Genomic DNA, 14,398 nt, shown 5'->3' with positions numbered 1-14,398 from the left:
CGTTTCATCTGCGGATAGCTGATGTGGCCGAGTATGTATTTTGATAACGGCCAGCGCGGAAAGGAGCCAGTTGGGCTTCTATTTGCACAAGCGGGTTGCCAGAGCTTTTGAGCCGCCACATTGTGCCAGCGGATACGCCCGGCATGGCTCCGGGCGTTGGGTGGATCGCTGGGTTCAGCGATGGGGAGTGTTGCCTCAGGCCTTTTTCAGAAACTCGGATTTGAGAATGAATGGACCCTGATCCGTCTTGCAGTCCACGTCATGGTCGCCGTTGTCATAGACCAGGCGAATGCCTTTGATCTTGGTGCCTTTTTTGATGACGGTAGAGGAGCCTTTGACCTTCAGGTCCTTGACCAGCAGAACGCTGTCGCCGTCGGCCAGTGGCGTGCCGTTGGCATCCTTGATGATGCGGGGGCCGTTGTCTTCATCGGCAATGGTTTCTGCATGGGCCGACCATTCATGGGCGCAATCGGGGCAGATCAGCAGATCGCCATCGGGATAGGTGTTGTCCAGACCGCATTGGGGGCAAGAGGGGAGGGTGGCTGTGCTCAAGGATTCGCTTCCGTTCAAAGAGTAAGCACCAAGCCTAGCTGCTAAACAGTAGTGTCCCGGATTGGTGCGGATTGCAAGACGGCCATGCCTGAGGCTAGGGCGCAGCCGCATGGTATGAATTTTATGTTTTTGATAGCTGCTGGCGCTTTCTGGGTAAGCGTCAGAGGTTGTTTTGTCTTGAGTTTTTGTGGGAAATCAACGCACCAGATGCTCGGCCAGAAAGTCTATGAACACCCGTGTCTTGCGCGGCAGGTGGCGGCTGCCGGGGAAGACCAGATGAATCGGCTGGCTGGGCAGGGTGTACTCGGGCAGCACGCGCTGCAGCTGGCCGCTGCGCACATCGTCCTGCACCAGCCAGTCGGGCAGCACGGCTACACCCAGGCCCGCCAGCGCCAGCGCACGAATCGCGCTCGATGAATTGGACTGGTGGGCGGTGCGGCCCTGCACCTCGGTCTGCAGGCCCTGGGCGCTTTCCAGCACCCAGTGCGTGGGGCTGTCCAGATTACTGTTGGCAATCCAGGGCAGATCGGCCAGGTCTTGTGGCTGCTGCACGGCTTGCAGGCCAGTCAACCGGGGCGATGCGACCAGCCAGATTTCATAATCTGCCAGCTTGCGGCTTTTGAGGCTGGAATCGGCCAGGCTGCCCAGGCGCACAACCAGGTCGAGCTTTTCGGCTACCAGATCACTGAGCGAGGAATTGGCATCGTGGCTGATGGCAATGCCTGGGTAGCGCTGCACAAACTGCGGGATCAGCGGCAGCACATAGCGCTCGCCAAACTCGGCCGTGGTGCTGATGCGTAACTGCCCGCGCAGGCGGCGGCTGCCGTGCTGGGCATTGTCAAATGCAGCTTCGATATGGCCGAAGATCTGCTTGAACTCGTCATAGAACTGCTGGCCGCTTTCCGTCAACGCCACCGACCGCGTGCTGCGCACCAGCAAGGTAATGGACAGGGCTTCTTCCAGCGCCTTTACATGCAGGCTGGTCATGGCTTTGCTGATGTTCAGGTAGTCGGCGGCCTTGGTGTAGCTGCCCAGTTCCACCACGGCCAGAAAAGTCTGCACGCGGTGAAGCTGGGTGTGGATGGCAGTGCTTGTGGTTGCGGCCATTGTTCAGTTTGGTCAAACAAAGTATCAAGCATAGCGGTATCGACGCGGGCAACTGAGCTGCCTACTATGCGCAGCTCAAAGGACAGACATGAGCTACCGTTACCGCATTGCCCTGGTGTTTTTGACCGGGTTTTTTATCGACTGCATCAATATCTTCATGCCCGCAGTCGCCTTGCCACGCCTGGCTGCCGAGTTCGAGACAGCCAGCCTGGACACCGCCTGGGTGGGCAATGCCTACATCCTGGGCCTGACCTTGGTGATTCCCATCAGCACCTGGTTGGCCGGCCGCTGGGGCGCGCGGCGTTTGCTGGCAGCTTCCATGCTGGTGTTCGCACTGGCTGTGGCTGCTTGCGGCATGGCGGGCAGTTTTACGGCCGTGGTGGTTTGGCGCTTCGTGCAGGGAATGGCCGGTGGGCTGTTGATTCCCGTGGGGCAGGCCATGGCCTTTGCCTTGTTTCAGGGGGCGGAGCGTGCACGCATCTCCACCATGGTCATGGCCGTGGCCCTGATTGCACCGGCTTTGTCACCGGGGCTGGGCGGGCTGATTGTGGACAGCAGTTCCTGGCGCTGGGTGTTTTTTGCCAATATTCCGTTGGCTCTGGCAGCCGCGCTGCTGGCCTGGTGCTGGGTGCGCGATTCGGCAGAGTCATTCGAGCCGTCGGTTGCGGCCAAGCCGGATATGACCGGACTGCTGCTGATCGGCACGGCACTGACTGCTGTGCTCATGGGCATGTCGCTGTACGGTGCAGGCCGTGGCCGGGTTGGGGCGCTGCTGTGTCTTGCGCTGGGTCTGGCAGCCAGCGCGCTCTATCTGCGCCACTGGCGCAAAGCGGCAGACCCAGTGGTCGAGCTGCGCCTGCTGCGCAGCCCACGCCTGCGGGTGTCCATGGCCATGTACTACGCCGTGCCCGGCGTGTTTACCGGCGTCAATCTGCTGAGCCTATTTTTTCTGCAGGACCTGCTGGCACTGAGCGCCCAGCGCTCGGGCATGTTCATGCTGGTCTATGCCGGCGGCGCGCTGCTGGCCATGCTGATGTGCGGCCGCATCTACAACCGCGTGGGGGCGAGGCCGCTGTTTGTGGTCAGTCTGCTGCTGCACAGTCTGGGTATTGTCTGCCTGATGGCGGTGAACAGCGCAGGCGATCTGCTAGCCCTGGTGCTGGCCTATGCCCTGATGGGCCTGGGCGGCGGTCTGGCTGCCAATGCCGCGCAAACCACGGCGCTGATGGATTTTCACGGCTCGGAACTGCCCCAGGCCAGCGTGGTCTGGAACATCAACCGCCAGATGGCATTCAGCGTGGGCGCGGCCCTGTTTTTGATGATCTTCAACCTGCTGCAGCCGCATACCGGTGCGCTGCCGGCCTATCAAGCAAGCTTTGCCGTTGCCGCCCTGGTTGGGCTGCTGCCGCTGACCTGTTTACACACCTTGAAAAAAGCCAGGCATGAACGACCAGAACCTCAAAGCCGCCGCACAAAGCATTAACGATGTGCATGCGCTGATCCAGACCGTTTTTACTCAAAAGGGCGATGCCGCCCAAGCCGCTACCAAGGCGCTGATGCAGGTGTTTGCCGAAGGCTTCAGCATGGTCACCACAGGCGGCCGGATCGTGACGCGTGCCCAGGTACAGCAGATGTTTGAGGGCGCTGCTGGCGGCAGGCCCGGTTTGCAGATGGCGGTGGATGAGCTGACAACCATCTGGCAGGCGGGCTCACATATCGCGCTGCGCTACCGCGAAACACATATGCTGGCCGGCGTTAGCCATGCGCGCTATTCCATGGCGATTCTGGAAGTCGCAGCTGGCGGCGTGCTGTGGCATGCGCTGCACGAGACAGCTATTGCTTGATCTTGAATCTCAGCCCATCACAAAGATGGGGGCCGTTGTACGAAACGGCAGCCTGCGGCCTGGCGGCAGCAGATAGGCATGCTCGTGCGGCACGCGCAGCGGGTCGCATTCGCCGTCGGTGATGATGAGGATGGGCCCATCCTTTGGAAAGTCATCGGTCTGTAGCAGCAGATCCACACCCGGCTGTAGTACGGTGCCTCCCCGGCCCTTGAGGGCGATGCGCTGGGCAATGTCGGCGGCCGGCAGATATCCCAGGTCATAGGCTGCGGCGTCGCAGCAGATCAGGCGCACTGCGGGCACGTCCTTGGCCTCGGCGTAGCTTGCGATGGCGCCCAGTGCCTTGGCCAGCACATGGCGCTCCATGGAGCCCGAGGTGTCCAGCACCACGCCAAAGGTGCGGCCTTCCAGCCAGCGGCTGTCGGCTTGAATGCGTGGCCTGGGAATATCGGGCGTGGCGCTCTGGCGGCGGCTGATGCGGGCATAGCTGCGCCGCGTCTCTATGGGCGGAAAGTGATGGTCGAACCAGCGCGCCAGATCGACCTGCCAGTCAATCGGCGGCTGCAGCAGAGCACGGATTTCCTCGATTAGTCCTGCGGGCAGCAGGCCGCGTGCGCTTTGCTCGTGGCGCAGCAGGCCTTTGCCTAGCTGGGTGCGGCAGAACTCGTCGATATCGGTAAAGTCGCCCGCGCCGCGCTGGTCGCCCACATTGCGCTCCAGCATATCGCCCCGGCCACCGGCCAGGGTGCGCAGCTTGCGCATGCGGCGCAGATCGCTCGCGATGCGGTCATAGACCTCCTCGGCGCCGAGACCGCGCAGCTCCGGGTCGTAGAGCAGACCGATACCCGGCGGTTGACCCACATCCATCTGAATCAGCCAGTCGTTGATGACAAAGTCGCAGGCCACGTTCCACAGAAAAGGCTCGCGCCCGCGTCGGCGCGGCAGATGGCGCAGGGCGACGTGCAGCACTTCGTGGGCGATGACGAAACGCAGTTCCAGCTCGGACAGGCGCGGGCCGGGGTTGATGTAGATGGTGCGCAGCACTTCGTCGACCGCGGCGACGGCAATGTCTTCGCGCTCGCAGATGCTGGCGTCCTCGATGATGTCAAACGCCGCGACCATGCTGCCCAGCAGCGGAAAGCTGTCCATGAACCAGTGTCGCGCGCGGTCCAGCGCGCTGCTGGCTGGACGGCTCTGGCCAAACTCGCGGCGCACGCCTGCCGCCATTTCCACGGACTGGGTGACGGAGCGAGCCAGGCCGGCGGCAAACATTTCGGGCCAGTTGCCGTACCTGCGCCAATACGGTTGTAGCTTGCTGGTGGATGAGGCCGGTTGTGGCCACTGCTCCGGCAGGGCCAGGCTGGGGTGAGCGCCGCCCTGGCCGGGACCGGCCAGGCTCAGCGACTGTGCCCAGGCGGGTATGCCCTGTTCGCAGAACTGGACGTACCACTGAGCCTCGTCGCGTTGGGGCAGACCGTCGGGCAGTTCCATGCCTTCGGGCGGACGGCCGAGCTTGATGGTCTGGATGAAGCGGGCCGTGACCACATCGCAGGCCGCGCTCCATTGGGCCCAGTGACTGCGGTCGCGCTGAAACAGCTCCAGCGCGAAGCTGAGCGTGGCCCGCCCCAGGCAATACGCCCATTCCTCGGGACTGGCCATGCGCTTGGGGTGGATGTCGATCTGGCCGGTAAAGCGCTGGTGGTTGAGGCTGGCCTGCGCCCAGCCATGGATCGGACAGCCTGACTGGGCGCCGCGCACAAAGCCCAGGCTGCGGCTGAGTTCGCTAAAGATGGGGTGTGCCTGCAGCATGGCCAGGCCCTGCGTATAGGCCAGGGTGGCCGGCGTTTCGCGCGTTGGAGCTTTGGCCATCAGGCTCTGGCCGCTTCGCGCGCTTCCACCAGGCGCGGCAGGTCGCGCACGATTTCCACCATATACCAGGCGGGCAGGGTCTGGCCGTCGCTTTCGGCGGTGACGATCTGGGCCATTTCCAGGCTGATCTGGGCCAGCTCCTTGAGCATGGCCTTGGAGCGGTGCACGGTTTGCTGCAGCTCGCCGCCGCTTTGCTGCTTGTCGGCGGGCAGGATCTTGAGCAGACGCGCACGGAAGGCCTGGGCCAGGAAATACAGCACATCCCTGTCCTGCGGCGCATGGGGCCAGTTGGCGTCGCCCTTGAAGATGGCGTCCAGACGGTGACGGTCGTCGGCCAGCTTGTAGAAGGCCTTGAACTGCGCCGCATGCTGGGGCGTGAGGCAGCCGCTGCTCAGGGCTTCCAGCGTCTGTAGGTTCAGCGCATCGCCATAGGAGAGCAAGGCGTCGCTGAGCATATGCCAGGAGCGCGGCGTGGAAAACGCCTCTTCATGTTTGGGCGGCTGGCTCCACAGGTGATCGGGGCGCTGGGCCAGGTATTCGAGCACCAGGGTATGCAACTGGGCCTGCTGCGCCCATTGCAGCCACTCGCTGGCGCTGACCTTGAGCTGCACGTGAATCATGCGGTTGATCAGCGCCGAGGACATGGTGCGCACAATCGCGGAATCCTGGGCGCGGTTGCCAGCCGCAATCACGATGGAGCCCTCGGGCATCAGGTACTCGCCCACGCGGCGCTCCAGAATCAGGCTGTAGAAGGCTTTTTGCACATCCTGGCTGCAGGCGTTGAGTTCGTCCAGGAACAGGCAATAAGGCTGCTCGCGCGCAATCATGGCGGGCGGGCAGAAGCGGGTCACGCCGTCAATGATCTGTGGCACGCCCAGCAAGTCCTCGGGTGCGAGCTGGCTGCCCAGCAGGGACACGCAATCAATCCCCACGCTTTGCGCAAAGTTCTGTACCAGTGCCGATTTGCCTATGCCTGGCGCCCCCCAGATGAACACGGGGCGTACGGTGGCGACGTTGAGAAGGAATTCGCTCAGTTGCGAGGGGGTGAGAGCCAGACTGGTTTGCATGCTGCGTGCAGTCTAAGGCAAGTGCAGCAGCGTCCTCAGCATGCTCAGGCGGCCTGACCTGGAGTCTTGCGGGTCGCCGCTCATGGTTCCTGGAACGCCTGCATGCCCTGCATGCAATACAGCAGAAAGCGATTGGCAGCAGGGGACAGATGGCGGCCGGTGCGAGTGATGAGCTGCATCTCCGCATCCTGAAATGCAGGGTTGTGAATGGGAATGGCGCGCAGGCGCCCGCTTGCCAGCTCGGCCGTGACGGAGCAGGGCGGCAGCAGGGTCACGCCCTGGCCGCTGGTGACAAAGGCCAGCAGCACGCTGATGAGATTGCTGGTCAGCGCGGGGCTGAGGTGGATCTTGTCCTTGTGTTCGGCATATTCCACGAGCTGGCGAATGCCATACACACCTTGAAGCATGGCAATAGGCCATTGGCTGAGCTCCTGCAGCGAGGTTTGCTCAGCGCTGGCCAGCGGGTGCTGTGCATGCACGATGGCATGCATGGGCTGGCGTGCCGCACCGCGCGCGGTGATATGGCTGTCGGCGGGTGGGTAGTAGACCAGGCCGATCTCGGCAGCATCCTCGCGAATGCGGCGCATGATCTCGGTCGTGCCGTAGATTTCCAGCGAGATGCTGACGCCCGGATATTGCTGGCGAAAATTGCGAATGGGTCCGTCGATCAGCTCCTGCGCAAAGCCCTCGCCACTGACCACACTGACACTGCCACTGTGCAGGCCACGCAGCGCATCGACCTTGGCCAGCATGTCGTGGCGGTGGGCCGTGTGTTCGCGGTGATAGTCCAGCAGCAACTGGCCGGCCTCGGTGGGCACCACGCCGCTGCGATGGCGCTCCAGCAGGGTCAGGCCCAGTTCCTCTTCGAGCAGGCTGATCTGGCGGCTGACGGCCGAAGGCACGATGCCAAGTTTTTCGGCTGCGGCACGAACGGAGCCGCAGTAGACGGCTTCAAACAGATAGCGGGCACGGGAGTCTTGAAAGGCGGGCATGCGGCGATTGTCGTCGCCAAATTGCATCTGTATTCATACGTATGTTCACTTTTTTAGAACAGAAAAAGAATGCGTATGCAATAAATGCATTGTTATATTCAGCGCCCGCATGGGTGAGCGCCAGCTTGGGCTGGCCGTGCCCATTTTCAGGGTTCAAAGCTATTTCAGCGCGTCGGCAGCGGCCGACGTGCGCAAGGAAAGTTGATGCGTACAGAGGTGCAGCCGGCCAAGGCCGCGTTGAATGTGGGCAGTGTGGTGCAGGTATTTGCGCTGGCGCTGGTGATCGCGGCGTTGTCCGAGTGGCTGGGGCCGCTGCCCATTGCGCTGGGCGTGGGCAAGGTGGTGCTGCTGCCCATGATCTGGGCGCTGCTCATCGGCCTGGTGCTGGGTCTGCTGCGCAAGCGCATGCCCGGCCCGCTGCAACTGAGCCTGTACAGTCAGAATCTGGCCGCCGCCGTGCTGTCCTGCGCGCTGTTCCTGTTCATTGCCAAGCTCGGTCTGCTGGTCGGTGGTTCGCTGCCCAAGCTGGCGGAAGTCGGCTGGGGACTGGTGTTGCAGGAGTTGGGCAATCTGGTCGGTTGCGTCGCCCTGGGCATGCCCGTGGCGCTGCTGCTGGGGATCAAGCGCGAAGCGATTGGCGCGACGTTCTCCATCGGCCGTGAACCGGGCCTGGCCATCATCGGCGAGCGTTTCGGCATGGATTCGCCCGAAGGCCGCGGCGTGCTGGCCGAGTACATCACAGGCACTCTGATCGGCGCCATCTTCATCTCGCTGCTGGCCGGCTTTGTCTCCAGCCTCAATATCTTCCATCCGCTGGCCCTGGGCATGGGCGCCGGCGTCGGCTCGGGCAGCATGACGGCCGCCGCCGTGGGCGCGATCGCCGCCCAGCATCCCGAGATGAGCGACCAGATTGCCACCTTTGCCGCTGCCGCCAACCTGATTGCGACGACGGTGGGCACTTATCTGACGCTGTTCATCTCGCTGCCGCTGGCCTTGCGTGCCTATCAATGGCTGGAGCCGATTCTGGGCCGCAAGCGCAAGCAGGCCGTTGTGGAGCAGGCCGTAGACCTGTCTGCCGCCAAAGATGAAGAACAGGCGCAGGTTCCGGCGCTGGGTCTGGGCATGCGCTTCGCTTCCTGGGTTCTGGTCGGCGCCATGGTGCTGATCGGCAACCGCATCGGCCATGGCGTGCCGGTGATGGATGCGCTGCCCGGCGTGCTGCTCATCATTGCTGCAGTGTTTGTCGGTGATCTGATCTATGTCGGCACGCGCCGCATGCTGCCTGCCGTGTGCTGGATCTCGTTCATCGCCATGGCCATGACATTCCCGCTCACGCCTTATGCCGCCGAAGTGGCTGCGCTCACCGGCAAGGTCAACTTCCTGGCCATGATCACGCCCATGCTGACGTTCGCGGGCCTGTCGCTGGCCAAGGACATCCCGGCCTTCCGCCGCCTGGGTTGGCGCATCGTCGTGGTTTCGCTGCTGGCCAATGCCGGTGTGTTCCTGGCTGCGACCCTGATCGCCCAGACCTTTGTCCATACGCTGTAAAGCCGGAACACGACCATGATGAACACCATCAAGTGGCCCGGCCAGCAGGAACTTCAAGCCTGGCGCCATGACTTTCACCGTCATCCCGAAACCGCGTTTCAGGAGCACCGCACCAGCGCACGCGTGGCCGAACTGCTGAAGAGCTTTGGTCTGGAAGTGCACACCGGCCTGGCCGGTACGGGTGTGGTTGCCGTGCTCAAGGGCAATATGGGCGCAGGCCCATCCATCGGCCTGCGCGCCGATATGGACGCGTTGAATGTGACGGAGCTCAACCAGTGCGAGCATGCGTCCACGCACGCCGGCCGTATGCATGCCTGCGGCCATGACGGCCATACCAGCATGTTGCTGGGGGCGGCCCAGGCTCTGGCCTCGGCGCCCGATTTTGCGGGGACCGTGCATTTCATCTTCCAGCCCGCCGAGGAAAACGAAGGTGGCGCGCGAGCCATGATCGAAGCCGGCTTGTTCAAGCGCTTCCCCATGGACGCGGTCTACAGCATGCATAACTGGCCGGGCCTGCCTGTGGGAACGGCAGCGGTGCATTCCACGGCCGTGATGGCGGCCTTCGACATCTTTGACCTGACGCTGACCGGCAAGGGTTGCCATGCCGCCATGCCCCATCTGGGCAAGGACGCACTGCTGGCTGCCTGTCAGCTGGTGACTCATCTTCCCGCGCTGATTGCGCGCGAGCAGGAGGTTCACAAGCCGGCCGTGCTTAGCGTGACCAGCTTCAACGCCGGCGATACCTATAACGTGATGCCCGAAGTCATCAAGCTGCGTGGCACCGTGCGCTGCTTTGACATGCCTCAGCGTGCGCGCATCGAACAGCGTTTTCGCGATGCGATTGCCGCGACTTGCGCGCTGCACGGCCTGGAAGCCCATCTCGACTACCGCGTCAGTTACCCCGCAACCATCAACAACCCCCAGCATGCCGAAGTCTGCGCCGAGGTGCTGACCAGCGTGCTGGGCGAGGGCAAGGTGCGCCGTGATATGGTGCCCAGCATGGCCTCGGAAGACTTTGCCTTCATGGCGCAGGAATGCCCGGGTGTCTATATTTGGCTGGGCAATGGCGAGGACAGTGCCTCGCTGCACAATCCCAAGTACGACTTCAATGACGCCAATCTGCCGCTGGGCATGCGTTACTGGGTGGCGCTGGTGGGTGCGCTGCTGAAGGACGGCAAGCTGCCAGCCTGACAGCGCAGTTTTGCCATACATGCCTACGCCGGGTCAACGCAGAGTTGAGCCCGGCGTTTTTCATGATCCGCTGGTTTGCAAAACTGCACCAAGCAATGCATTCGGTCACAGAAATGTCGGAAGGCTGACACCCTGTAACGCCATTGGATGCAGGAGCTCTATGATGTTTGTAGCGCTCCGAGATAGTTTCTGTCGTTATCTCAACAGGAGTTGGGGCGTGCGTGGCGGCCGCCTTGATCCTGTGGGTGAAGAGTTGGTTGCGCAATAGCAGGTGTTGCATTCCGGCGCATGGCCGGGATTTCACGCGGCGCTGACCGCATCTCTTTCGCAACGCTGCCTGCACCAACCCTGGTGACGCGACTTGTTGCACTGTCCGGGTCTTGATACAGGAGGGCGCTATATGCCGTTCGGCAATCTGGAGGCGGGCATCTGGCCTGCCGGCTTTCCACCGCTGCTGAGCTGGTGCGTGCTGGTTTCGGCCGCCGCCTTGCTTGGTCATCTGGTTCATCGCTTTACCGGCTATCCACGCATGCTGGGCTACACCATGGTCGGCCTGGTGGCCGGCTGGGTGGGGTTTGGTGACCTGCCCTGGCCTTTGCAGGGCAGTTCGGCGCTGCTGCTGGAGCTGGCCGTGGGCGCGAGCCTGTTGCTGGCTGCATCCCAAGTTTCCCTTCCCTGGCTGCTGCGTCAGCCCTGGCTGCTGCTGCAAAGCCTGGGCGAGTCGTTGTTGACTCTGGTGGTGGTGACCACCGCCTTGCTGGCGCTCGGCTGGGGCTGGGCCGTGGCGCTGGCCGTCGGCGTGATATCCATGGCGGCATCGCCGGCCGTACTGCTGCGCATTGCCGATGATTTGCGTGCCAGCGGTGCAGTGACGGATCGCAGTCTGCTGCTGGCAACCATCAGCACCTTGCTGGCGCTGCTGGGCGCGCTGGTGTTGACGGTAGTATTTGTTCCTGCCGCAGCTGCGGCGGGCGGCGGCCTGCAGTTCTCGGCTGCGGGACTGGGGCGTTTGCTGCTCAGCCTGCTGCTGACCCTGTTCTGGGCCTTGCTGGTCACGGCCGCTTTTTGGCCGGTGTTGCGTTGGCAGTCATCGCGCAGCGACAGCACGGCCTTCTATCTGCTCGCGGCAATGACTGCGGTCTGTCTGCTGGCAGAGCAATGGGGTGGTTCGGCCGCGCTGGGCTTTATGGTTGCGGGGCTGATGCTGCGCAATCTCAGTCCCATGCCATTGATCTGGCCCCAGGCTTTTCAGGCGGCCAATGCCATGCTCAATCTGCTGATGTTTGTACTGGTGGCCAGTATGGCAGCCCAGGTCGGCATGTCGTTCGCTCTTGTTTCGGTAGTGGCTAGCGCCGTACTGGCAAGGGCAGTCGGCAAATTTTCTGCAGTTTTGCTATTGGGGCACGGCACGGCCATAGGCTGGCGCAGACAGTGGCCCGTGGCCTGCGGACAGTTTGCGCTCTCGGGGGTGGCCCTGCTTATGGTCTCTGCTCTGGTGTCGCAGTGGACTGCTTTCAATGCCAGCGTGGCCCAGCAGCTCGCGGCCATTGCCTTGCCCATGATTGCCTTGTGTGAGGTACTGGGTGTGCTGCTGGCTGCCACGGCGCTGTGGCGCAGCGGCGATGCCCATCGCGGCGTGGGCCGCGCAGCCTTGCAAAGAGGGGAGAGGCGTCATGACGCATGAAGTCGAACACATTCAAACGGCAGCGGCTGATGGTCTGGGCGAATTCGCGCCATCTCAGGCGTTGACGCTGGGCGTGGAGCTGGAGCTGCAGCTGCTCAACACCCATCACTACGATATGACGCCTTATGCGCCCGATATGCTGGCTCTGCTCAAGAACGCCAAGGTTCCGGGCTCTATCGTTCCCGAGGTGACGGCCAGCATGATCGAAATCTCGACCGGCATTTGTAGCGATGCACAGGACGCGTATGAGCAGTTGGCGGTCACACGCGATGCCCTGGTCAAGGCGGCTGACCGGCTCAATATCGCGCTGGCCGGCGGCGGTACGCACCCGTTTCAGCAATGGCACCAGCAGCGCATCTACGACAAGCCGCGCTTCAAGGAGCTGACGGCGCTGTACGGCTATCTGACCAAGCAGTTCACCATCTTTGGCCAGCATGTGCATGTGGGCTGTCCCAGTGCCGATGATGCGCTGATGATGTTGCACCGGCTCTCGCGCTATATCCCGCATTTCATTGCGCTGTCCGCATCCAGTCCCTTTGTGCAGGGGCAGGACACGGCGTTTGACTCCGCGCGCCTGAACTCGGTGTTCGCATTTCCGCTCTCGGGGCGTGCACCATTTGCCTTGCACTGGGAAGACTTCGAGCGCTATTTTGTCAAGATGGCTGCCACGGGCGTAATTCACAGCATGAAGGACTTTTACTGGGACATCCGTCCCAAGCCCGAGTTCGGCACTGTGGAAGTTCGTGTCTTCGATACGCCGCTGTCCATCCATCGCGCGGCGCAACTGGCGGCCTATGTTCAGGCGCTGGGCGCCTGGTTCCTCAGTGAGCAGCCCTTCGAACCCAGCGAAGACGACTATCTGGTCTATACCTATAACCGTTTCCAGGCCTGCCGCTTTGGTCTGGACGGCACCTATGTGGACCCAGCCACCAGCGAGCAACTGCCGCTGCGCGAGCATATCGAGCAGACGCTGGGGCGTATCACCGGCCATGCGCCGGCATCCGGCAAGAGCGCTTTGCAGGAGCTGGCCCAGGTGCTGCAGGGCGGCAACGATGCGAGCTGGCTGCGCGAAAGCTATGCCCGGGTGCAGCAGTTGCCGGAGGTGGTGCGCCAGGCGTCGCTCAGATTCGCTGGCAGGCCCTGACCGGCGTTGACATTATCGGCTCGGCGCAAGGCATTAGAGTTGCCAACACTTAAGAGTGGGGAGAAAGGCTTGAGTAAAGCCTGGACCAGACCTGCTTTGTTGATCCGCAGGTCCGGCTGTTCTCATTGCCTGGACCAGGCGGCGCCTAGCTTTATTGGATATGAGCGATTTCATGGTTGCGACCGTCATCCTTGGCATGCTCTGCGTGCATCTGTTGTGTTTTTGCGTTCTGTTCATGCTGATCAGTCGCAGGCTGCCCGGCAGAAAAATGGGCATGGAGGTCTTTGCGCTGGGCAATCTGCTGCTTGGTTGTGCCTATATATTGCAGTTGTTGGGCGGCAAGCCTGGCTGGAGTGTGATGAGCCTCGTCAATCACACGCTGACGCTTTGCGCGCCGGTAGCGTATGTGCTGGGTGCGATGCGGTTTTTCAATCGGCCGACGCCGGTATGGCGTCCGCTGCTGATTTTGGCACTGGCCTACAGCGCGGCTCAGGTGCTGGTGCAGTCTACGCTTGGTCTGGAGGCGCGTCAGGCCATGTTGGCTGCGGCATGCACTTTGCTGTTTCTCTGCATGACGATCACTTTGCTTTGGGGAACGCGCAGCTTTGCCAGGAATATGGCCGTGGAGATGGTGGTGTTTGCCATCCTGATCGCGGGCATATGTGGTCTCAATGCCATGAAGCTCATGCTGATCCTGAAGGGTGGGCTGCAGGCTTTGGACATGAACAGCCGTTTCCAGATGGTGTTCTATATCTATATGTCTTTCCTCGGTACGGTGATTCCGCCAGGCGCTGTCTGGCTGGCGTTGCGCCGTCTCACCGACGAACTCGGCAGCATGGCAGCGCAGGATCCGCTGACCAAGCTGCTCAATCGTCGTGGTTTGCTAGATGGGCTGGAGGCGCATTTCGCAGCCAGGAAAGCCGCTCCGGTCCACCTCTTGATCGTGGACATTGACCATTTCAAGCGCATCAACGACAACTATGGGCACCAGTTTGGCGACAACATGCTGTGTCGCGTGGCAGAAGCGATTCAGCAAAGCACGCGCAGGAGTGATCTTAAATGTCGTCTGGGCGGCGAGGAGTTTCTGGTTCTTTGCCCTGGCCTGAAGGGGGATGAAGTTCTGCAACTGGCCGAAAGAATACGTGCGGCGATTGCGGAAATCGCGATACCTGGCATCAGCCTGCACGGCTCTGTCACTTGCACGGCGACGATTGGTGTTTCTAATCCGTTCATCACTTCTCAGGCATTTGACATCACGCTGCAGCAGGCCGATGCCGCTCTTTATCGAGGCAAGAGCGCCGGGCGCAACCGCGTTCAGCGTGCGGACCCCGAATACCTTCTGCCTCAGGCGCTAGAAAGCAAGGCAAGAAGGTCAAGCCTTTCTAACCGGGAAAGGGCCTGAA

The 14,398-nt window shown here is 62.1% G+C and carries 13 protein-coding genes; 7 read left to right on the top strand and 6 right to left on the bottom strand.

Features of this window, described 5'->3' with window-relative positions; translation table 11 throughout:
- Positions 1 to 195: 195 nt before the first annotated feature.
- Positions 196 to 552, bottom strand: a complete 357-nt coding sequence (locus tag FSY45_RS00310) for a zinc ribbon domain-containing protein YjdM (RefSeq protein ID WP_046462443.1) — start codon at positions 550 to 552, stop codon at positions 196 to 198.
- 195 nt (positions 553 to 747) lie between these two features.
- Complete coding sequence (locus FSY45_RS00305) at positions 748 to 1,659, bottom strand: LysR family transcriptional regulator (RefSeq protein WP_046462442.1); 912 nt, start codon at positions 1,657 to 1,659, stop codon at positions 748 to 750.
- 88 nt (positions 1,660 to 1,747) lie between these two features.
- On the opposite strand from FSY45_RS00305, the gene FSY45_RS00300 reads away from it, so the two are divergent.
- Both FSY45_RS00300 and FSY45_RS00295 read left to right on the top strand, forming a co-directional pair.
- A complete protein-coding gene (locus FSY45_RS00300) occupies positions 1,748 to 3,142 on the top strand; it encodes an MFS transporter (protein WP_046462441.1) in 1,395 nt (464 codons plus the stop codon).
- The gene (locus FSY45_RS00295) at positions 3,102 to 3,503 is read left to right on the top strand and encodes a hypothetical protein (RefSeq protein ID WP_046462440.1); all 402 of its coding nucleotides are present in this window, start codon (positions 3,102 to 3,104) and stop codon (positions 3,501 to 3,503) included. Before FSY45_RS00300 ends, FSY45_RS00295 begins: the two co-directional genes overlap by 41 nt.
- 9 nt (positions 3,504 to 3,512) lie before the next feature.
- Here FSY45_RS00295 and FSY45_RS00290 read toward each other — a convergent pair whose 3' ends face one another.
- The 3 genes from FSY45_RS00290 to FSY45_RS00280 all read right to left on the bottom strand — a co-directional run bounded on the left by FSY45_RS00290 (position 3,513) and on the right by FSY45_RS00280 (position 7,455).
- Entirely contained in the window at positions 3,513 to 5,369 is a 1,857-nt protein-coding gene (locus FSY45_RS00290) for a hypothetical protein (RefSeq protein WP_046462439.1), read from the bottom strand.
- Positions 5,369 to 6,436 carry an AAA family ATPase gene (locus tag FSY45_RS00285; RefSeq protein ID WP_046462438.1) on the bottom strand — a complete coding sequence of 356 codons (1,068 nt, stop codon included), beginning with the start codon at positions 6,434 to 6,436 and terminating at the stop codon, positions 5,369 to 5,371. The genes FSY45_RS00290 and FSY45_RS00285 overlap by 1 nt, the downstream gene beginning before the upstream one ends.
- Positions 6,437 to 6,516: 80 nt before the next feature.
- Positions 6,517 to 7,455 (bottom strand): LysR family transcriptional regulator, encoded by a 939-nt coding sequence (locus FSY45_RS00280; protein ID WP_004340866.1) that lies wholly within the window; start codon positions 7,453 to 7,455, stop codon positions 6,517 to 6,519.
- Between the two features lie 177 nt (positions 7,456 to 7,632).
- Here FSY45_RS00280 and FSY45_RS00275 point away from each other — a divergent pair, with 177 nt between their 5' ends.
- The 4 genes from FSY45_RS00275 (at position 7,633) to FSY45_RS00260 (ending at position 12,995) form a co-directional block, all read left to right on the top strand.
- Positions 7,633 to 8,976 (top strand): DUF3100 domain-containing protein, encoded by a 1,344-nt coding sequence (locus tag FSY45_RS00275; RefSeq protein WP_004340870.1) that lies wholly within the window; start codon positions 7,633 to 7,635, stop codon positions 8,974 to 8,976.
- A gap of 15 nt (positions 8,977 to 8,991) precedes the next feature.
- The gene (locus FSY45_RS00270) at positions 8,992 to 10,167 is read left to right on the top strand and encodes a M20 aminoacylase family protein (RefSeq protein ID WP_046462437.1); all 1,176 of its coding nucleotides are present in this window, start codon (positions 8,992 to 8,994) and stop codon (positions 10,165 to 10,167) included.
- Positions 10,168 to 10,567: 400 nt separating this feature from the next.
- Entirely contained in the window at positions 10,568 to 11,851 is a 1,284-nt protein-coding gene (locus FSY45_RS00265; RefSeq protein WP_046462436.1) for a cation:proton antiporter, read from the top strand.
- The gene (locus tag FSY45_RS00260; RefSeq protein WP_004340876.1) at positions 11,841 to 12,995 is read left to right on the top strand and encodes a YbdK family carboxylate-amine ligase; all 1,155 of its coding nucleotides are present in this window, start codon (positions 11,841 to 11,843) and stop codon (positions 12,993 to 12,995) included. The genes FSY45_RS00265 and FSY45_RS00260 overlap by 11 nt, the downstream gene beginning before the upstream one ends.
- 151 nt (positions 12,996 to 13,146) lie before the next feature.
- Here the strand turns inward: FSY45_RS00260 and FSY45_RS28130 are convergent, their stop codons facing one another.
- The gene (locus FSY45_RS28130) at positions 13,147 to 13,371 is read right to left on the bottom strand and encodes a hypothetical protein (protein ID WP_231879648.1); all 225 of its coding nucleotides are present in this window, start codon (positions 13,369 to 13,371) and stop codon (positions 13,147 to 13,149) included.
- Here FSY45_RS28130 and FSY45_RS00255 point away from each other — a divergent pair.
- The gene (locus tag FSY45_RS00255; protein WP_231879649.1) at positions 13,351 to 14,397 is read left to right on the top strand and encodes a GGDEF domain-containing protein; all 1,047 of its coding nucleotides are present in this window, start codon (positions 13,351 to 13,353) and stop codon (positions 14,395 to 14,397) included. The genes FSY45_RS28130 and FSY45_RS00255 overlap by 21 nt on opposite strands.
- Position 14,398: the final 1 nt, after the last annotated feature.

It is taken from the genome of Comamonas sp. Z1 (assembly GCF_008121555.1).
In the GTDB taxonomy this organism is placed as follows: Bacteria; Pseudomonadota; Gammaproteobacteria; order Burkholderiales; family Burkholderiaceae_C; genus Comamonas; species Comamonas thiooxydans.
Note: the sequence above shows the minus strand (reverse complement) of the source record. Positions and strands in the feature narration are given on the sequence as shown.